Genomic DNA, 6,841 nt, shown 5'->3' with positions numbered 1-6,841 from the left:
GGCTTCACGTGTGTTGTTGGACCCCGCCCCCGCAATGACAGGCACCTTGCCCTTCGCCACTGCGACACAGGCCTTCACGACCTGGCGATGCTCTTCATGCGACAAGGTCGGCGTTTCGCCGGTTGTGCCCACCGGCACAACACCATGCGTCCCCTCGGCGATCTGCCAGGCAACGAAATCTTGAAAGGCTTTCTCGTCGAAGCGACCATCCTGTGCGAACGGGGTCACGAGCGCCGTAATCGAGCCTCTCAACATCTTCCTGCTCCAAACAAAGGCAAGCCCGCTAACAAGCGGCGGGCGGGAGGACTTCTAGACGATTGCGTGGGCCGGCACCATAGTCTTGACACGGAGCTCGTTCACCCCGGCCAGAGACAAGACAGAACCGGAAAGGACGGGGATGTTTACGCTCTCTTCATCCTGCGTGCTTACTTCTAGCTAACCCTTACCACCCCTGTTTCTCGTCTGGTTCTGGGAAATCAACGACATGAAGCCTCGCTCGCTCCTGCCTTTGGCCTTTACCGGCGTTCTGCTCGCCACGCTCCCGGCTTTCCAGCCTGCGCATGCGTTTGATCTCTTCAAGGCGCCGAAGCCGACGAGCCGACCCGGCGTCAACGCCTTTGTCGATACAAAGATCAAGACGGGTTCGCTGACCTCAAACGTCGACCTGTCGGGCAAGCTCGAACGCGGCGGCAGCGTGACCGTGCTGAAGAGCGGGCTGGATGCGATTTCATCCAAGAACATTCCGCGCGCCCGCACTGTCCGCGACAGTCTGCCTTCCAATTCGCTGGACCGGCACATCCTCGCCTGGGCAATCGCCTTGTCGGCTGATCCGGGTGTCGGCAGCGACGAGATCGCAAATTCGGCGGCAATGCTGCCGAACTGGCCGGGCATGGCAGCCCTGCGCCGCAACAGCGAACGGGCGCTTGCCCGTGAAAAGCCGGCTCCACAGATCGTGGTCAACGCTTTTGGTGGCACGCCGCCGCTAACTAAGGACGGCACCTTGCTGCTGACCCGCGCCCATGTTGCGCTCGACGACGCCAAAGGTGCACGTGCCGTGCTGGCACCTTATTGGCGCTCCGAGAAGCTGGAAGCCGCCGACGAACAAGCGATCATCCGCGAATTCGGCAAGATCCTGACGACATCGGATCATCGCGCTCGCATGGAGCAGATGCTCTATAACGAACGCGTCTCGTCCGCTGAGCGGGTAGCCGGCTTTAGCGGCGCCCCGGCTTTGTTCAAGGCTTGGTCTGCCGTGATCAAGAAAGACGGCAGCGCGACGCGCTTGCTGGAATCGGTTCCGGCGGCGCAGCGCGAGACCGGCTTCTATTACGCACAGGCACTAAGCCTGCGCCGTGCGGAAAAGTACACGCTGGCGGCAGCTGCAATGCTGCGTGCACCGAAAGACCGCGCCGCGCTGGTTGATCCCGACGCCTGGTGGATCGAGCGGCGGGTTCTGTCGCGCGAGTTGCTCGACCTCGGCAAGCCCGACCTCGCCTACCGTGTCGCAGCTGCCCACTCGGCCGAAAGTGCCTCGAGTGCCGCCGACGCGGAGTTCCATGCCGGCTGGTACGCTCTGCGCAGTCTGGGCGACCCGAAGACTGCGGCGGCCCACTTTGCGCGCATCGCGAAAGTTTCCAGTACGCCGATCTCGTTGTCACGCGCTTACTACTGGCTGGGACGCGCGGCCGAAGCCGGCGGGCCTGGCAGCGCGCAGACCTTTTACCAGCAGTCCGCGCGGTACGGCGCGACCTATTACGGACAGCTGGCATCCGCCAAGCTTGGCCGTCACACGATTACGGCTGACTACCCCTCGCCTACCCTGACCGATCGTCAGAACTTTGCCGGTCGCGAAGCCGTTCAGGCTATTCAGCGGCTGGAAGCCGGCCATGCCTGGCGTGCCGATGGTCTTTACCGCGACCTGGCAGAACAGCTGACCAGCCCAGGCGAATTGGCGTTGCTGGCCGTGCAAGCGGAAAAGCGCGGCAACCATTATCTGGCTCTGCGCGTCGGCAAAATCGCCGGACAGCGGGGCCTCGACATCGGCTCCCTCGCCCATCCAACCGGCGCGATTCCGGCATCCGCGAAGATGTCGACTGCCGGCAAGGCTTTGGCTTACGCGATCGCGCGGCAGGAAAGTGAGTTCAATGCCAGCGCTGTTTCCGGCGCCGGCGCCCGCGGTCTGTTGCAGCTTCTTCCCGGCACTGCCAAGGAAATGGCGCGCAAGAGCGGGCTCGCCTACTCCGCCGATCGTCTCACCACGGATGCGGGATACAACGCAACGCTCGGCGCAGCTTATCTCTCGACGCAGCTCGATCGCTTCGACGGCTCCTATGTGATGACGTTCGCGGGCTACAATGCCGGCCCGTCGCGCGCTGCCGAGTGGGCGAAGCGCTATGGTGATCCGCGCGGCCAGAACATCGACATGGTCGTGGATTGGGTGGAGCGCATTCCCTACACCGAAACGCGCAACTATGTGCAGCGCGTCATGGAAAACTACCAGATCTACAAGATGCGGCTTGCCGGCTCGATGGACATCGCCGGCGATCTCTCACGCGGCCGCTAAAGCACCTTCAGCATCTGACCATCAAGGCGCCCCTTCATAGGGGCGTTTTGCTGTGTGCTGAGGAAGGCCTGACGTAAGAAGCAGAGATGCCTTCGCTGCTCGGCTGAAGTTCCCTGCTAAGGGACAGCTCACCCTTCTCCGCCCTCGGTGCAGCATGATGTGCGCTGTCCTAAGCTTGCGTACCTCGCTACAGCTGACGTCGCTTAGGCGAGCCGTTCATCCCACGATTATCTAACTGCCGGGGTAACTTGAGGCTGTCGTGCGTCAGACGTTCCTGACGATGAAAACAACCCGCTGCTTGCGAACAGCGAACCTAAGTCTATCAGTCTTAGGCAGCCGTACAATCGCTTTCAAAGCTGGGCGCGAACGACTTTACGCATCCAGCAGAACAACTCGCGCTACATTCCGAGCGTTAACGCGGGCCGCTGTCCTGTTGCGAAGACGCGCACCTCAAAAACAAAAAAGCCCGGCGAAATCGCCGGGCTTTCCGTAACCAACTCTTGCGAGTGGATTAGAACGAGCGCTGGAAGCGCAGGATGCCGTTGAACTCTTCGTTCCGCGACACGTAGTTGACTTCTGGCGTGATCGAGAGGCCAGCAACCGGCGAGATCGGCAGCGAGACAGCTGCGAAGAACTCTTCGGTGTCGAAGTACTGGAACGTACCAGCCAGGCCGACCTTCTCGTTGAAGGCAACCGAAGCGCCAGCAAGAACAGCCCATTCAGCGTAATCGAAGTCGCCGTATGCGTCGCCGTTGTCGCGGATCGAGTAGAAGTGACCGAAGTCGTCTTCGCTGGAGTACAAGCCCTGAACGGTCAGCTCGATAGCCGTGTTCGGGATCTTGAAGCCAACGCCAACCTTCGCGCCGAACTCTTCTTCAACGCCGTCATAACCGGCGAGACCACCGATCCAGCCCCAAGCCTGCGTGAAGCGCACGCCGCCTTCGAAGTTCGTGTCCCAATCCTGGTTCACGTCGTTGTCAACAGCAGCGATGATTGCCGAGAAGCCGTTGCCACCGGTGAAGGTGTAGGAGATTTCGGAAGCGTTGGTGTCGCCATACGAACCGTCGTTGATGGTCGGACCACCGTAGTCGAGGAAGCGCGAGTAAGGCGTGTCGCCGTAGCCGACGAGGAAAGTGCCGTTAGCGGTCGCCAACGAAATCTGAGCGTGCTCGATCTCGGTGTTGTTGTCGCTGTCCGAGTCGTACTGAGCGAAGATACGGCCGTAACCGGTCAGGGTGCCGAGCTCGGTTTCCGACTTCACGGTGAAGGTCGGAGCGAAACGAGCGCGCGTGGTGTAGCCGTCGTTGTTGAAGTCTTCGTCGTCGCCACCGATGTTGCGAACTTCGAAGCGGACGTAGCCGCCGACCTTCAAGCAGGTCTCGGTGCCCGGAATGTAGAAGTAACCGGTGCCGTAGACGTCGCAAACGCGAACGTATTCAACGGGCTCTGGTTCTGCGATCACGACAGCGTCAGCAGCGCGAGCGCCGGAGACAGCGATCATGGCCGCTGCGGAGCCGAGAAGCAGGCTCTTAATGTTCATTTTCTGACCTCCAGTCAAAGTTGATAGTGGGTCTGGGTATTTTGCTGAAGGACAGCGTTCCCTGCCCCATCCCCTATGGCCGAAAAAGCTGCGTTGTTCGCCCCTTCTTCTGGAAAGACGTTTACTCCCCCTGTCGGCCCGTTCAACTGGGATTGTGGCTGAAGGACCTTGAAGTCGCCCCTATGAGAACACCTTGTTGCACAAAAGACACGAATTGAGGGGGGTGGGTAAGGTTTGGTTAACGAATGAGGCTGCCCGATCGTCTGAGGCCAGCCTTTTTGATGATCCCAGCCCCTCGCAAATCGGCGGAATCAGAGGTTTTGACGGACGAATCGAGGCGCAAACCTCGCAAAACAAACAAGGGCGCCGAAGCGCCCCTGTTCTCATCCTGTGACTGACTCGTCTATTCCAGGATCTTGTCGATAGTGATCGGCAGATCGCGCAGCCGCTTTCCGGTCGCATGGAAGATGGCATTGGCTACTGCTGCCGCTGTTCCGACAATGCCGATCTCGCCCACACCCTTCACGCCCATCGGCGTTACCTCGGGGTCGGGCTCGTCCACGAAGATCACCTCGATGTCGTGAATGTCGGCATTGGCGGGCACATGATACTCGGCAAGATCGTGGTTCATGATGCGACCGAGACGGTGATCGACGAACGTCTCTTCATGAAGTCCCATGCCGATGCCCATCACCACGCCGCCCAAGATCTGGCTGCGTGCTGTTTTGGGATTGATGATCCGGCCGGCGGCGACGGCGCAGACCACGCGGGTGACACGAACCACACCAAGTTCTTCATCGACCTTCACCTCGGCGAAGACGGCACTGTGCGTGTTTCGCGACTTGCGCATTTGACTGATCATGCCGGAGATGCCGGCGGACACGGTCTCCTCGGCTTCGATGCTGACTTCTCCCGCGGCGGCCATCGCTTCGCCGTATGAAACGGACTTGTCGGGATCCGTCTTCGAGAGAAGGCGTCCATAATCAAAGCGGACATCATCAATCTTCGCGTCGGCAAGCGGTGAGTTCTTCACCTTCTGCGCTGCCTCGAACAGCTTTTTGCCAAGGCTCTGACAGGTAGCTTCGATTGCTGCACCGGCGGAGGCCGCAGTCCAGGAACCGCCCTCGATAGGCGACATCGGCAAATCGCTATCGCCGATCTTCACGGAGATCTGCTCGACAGGAATGCCGAGCGTATCCGAGGCGATCTGCGCGAGGATCGTGTAGGTGCCAGTGCCGATATCCGATGCTGCCGTTTCGAGAAGAAGATCCCCGTTGGCGGACAAGCGCGCCCGTGCCGACGTCTTCTGGAACATGGCATCCCACATGCCTGTGGCGACGCCCCAGCCTACCAACTCGCTTCCATCTCGCATTGAGCGGGGCGCCATGCTGCGGCTGTCCCAGCCGAACTTCGCCGCACCTTCCGCATAGGCCTCCTTCAAGGCCTTGGAGGTGTAAGGCGTGTCGTGCATCGCATCCTTTTCGGAGTAGTTGATAAGGCGGAACTCGAGTGGATCGACATTGGCTTCATATGCCATCTCGTCCATTGCGATTTCGAAAAGCGTCATGCCGGTTGCAGCACCGGGAGCACGCATGTCGCCTGGCGTATAGCTGTCGACCGGAGCGATGGTGTAGTCTGCCTCGGCATTAGGGCAGGCATAAGCCATGAGCCCCCAGTTCACAACGGTCTCCATGTAGTTTTCGAAGCGAGACGTTGCCGTCGTGGCCTCGGTACGCATTCCGGTGAGATGGCCTTGGGCGTCGGTGGCCAACGACACTGCTTGAAGTGCCTCCGGACGATGGACGTGGCTGAACATCTGCGGACGGGTCATCACCAAGCGCACGGACCGCTCCAGCATCTTGGCCGCCATCGTGGCCAGGTAAGCCTGGTATTGCGGACGCAGACCGGAACCGAAGGCGCCGCCAACAAACGGGTTCAGAACGCGTATGTTCTCTTTCTTGAAGCCGAATACATTTGCCAGATAGGTCTGCGTATTCTGCGAGCCTTGTGTCTTGTCGTAAACGGTGATGCGCTCATCACCTTCCCACACGACCGTCGTGGCGTGCATCTCCATGGGATTATGGACATGCGTTGCCAAATGGTAGGTGCCCGCGATCTGGTGTACAGCTTCTGCGAAGGCGGTATCGACGTCACCGCGGTTCTTCGGCGGCTGGTAGGCGGCGCGCTTGCGGCGAGGCATGAAGCGCTCGCCCTGCGCGATGCGGAAGTCGGTGTTGTGTTCAGCCGCTTCGTAATCGACCTTGATCAGGGATGCCGCGTAGCGGGCCGTTTCCAGATCCTGGGCCACGACGAGTGCAACTGGCTGAAGGCTGTACTGAACTTCGTCATCATACAGCGCGCGGAACGGCTTCCCGGGAGGGGCGACCTGCTCCTGATAGGCGCTGTCGGCCTTTGCGAGATCCGGACGGTTTTTATGGGTGATGATCTCGACCACTCCAGCCACCGCCCGAGCGGCGTCTTCATCGATGGCAGTGATGCGGCCCTTTGCGATGCTGCTTGAAACAACCCAGCCATAAAGCAGGTCTGCCACCGGATGCTCGGCAGCATAACGGGCATGACCGGTCACCTTCAAACGGCCATCGACGCGGCTCAGCGGTTCGCCGATGCGAGCGGGTGGATTTACATGTGTATTCATAGCCGCTCTCCTCAGGCCACGTGCTTATCGGTCTGCGACTGCGGCGTTCCCGCAGCGGCCTGACGGAGCGCCCGTCGGATCG

General features: G+C 60.4%; 4 protein-coding genes. 1 reads left to right on the top strand and 3 read right to left on the bottom strand.

What is annotated here, in order from left to right; genetic code table 11:
- Positions 1 to 255 (bottom strand): dihydrodipicolinate synthase family protein (locus tag RTX98_RS01530; protein ID WP_312794092.1); only part of this gene is annotated, 255 nt, incomplete at its 3' end.
- A gap of 229 nt (positions 256 to 484) precedes the next feature.
- Between RTX98_RS01530 and RTX98_RS01525 the strand changes: the two genes are divergently transcribed.
- Entirely contained in the window at positions 485 to 2,563 is a 2,079-nt protein-coding gene (locus RTX98_RS01525) for a lytic transglycosylase domain-containing protein (RefSeq protein WP_312794090.1), read from the top strand.
- Between the two features lie 511 nt (positions 2,564 to 3,074).
- On the opposite strand, the gene RTX98_RS01520 is transcribed toward RTX98_RS01525, so the two are convergent.
- Positions 3,075 to 4,103, bottom strand: a complete 1,029-nt coding sequence (locus tag RTX98_RS01520) for a porin (RefSeq protein ID WP_312794088.1) — start codon at positions 4,101 to 4,103, stop codon at positions 3,075 to 3,077.
- A gap of 403 nt (positions 4,104 to 4,506) precedes the next feature.
- Positions 4,507 to 6,759: a xanthine dehydrogenase family protein molybdopterin-binding subunit gene (locus RTX98_RS01515; RefSeq protein WP_312794086.1), complete on the bottom strand. Its 2,253-nt coding sequence runs from the start codon at positions 6,757 to 6,759 to the stop codon at positions 4,507 to 4,509.
- Positions 6,760 to 6,841: the final 82 nt, after the last annotated feature.

Source organism: Tianweitania sp., from assembly GCF_032053605.1.
GTDB lineage: Bacteria > Pseudomonadota > Alphaproteobacteria > Rhizobiales > Rhizobiaceae > Tianweitania.
Note: the sequence above shows the minus strand (reverse complement) of the source record. Positions and strands in the feature narration are given on the sequence as shown.

Coding starts and splice junctions, on each gene's coding strand:
- RTX98_RS01525 (WP_312794090.1), top strand. CDS start 485: ATGAAGCCTCGCTCGCTCCTGCCTTTGGCCTTTACCGGCGTTCTGCTC.
- RTX98_RS01520 (WP_312794088.1), bottom strand. CDS start 4,103: ATGAACATTAAGAGCCTGCTTCTCGGCTCCGCAGCGGCCATGATCGCT.
- RTX98_RS01515 (WP_312794086.1), bottom strand. CDS start 6,759: ATGAATACACATGTAAATCCACCCGCTCGCATCGGCGAACCGCTGAGC.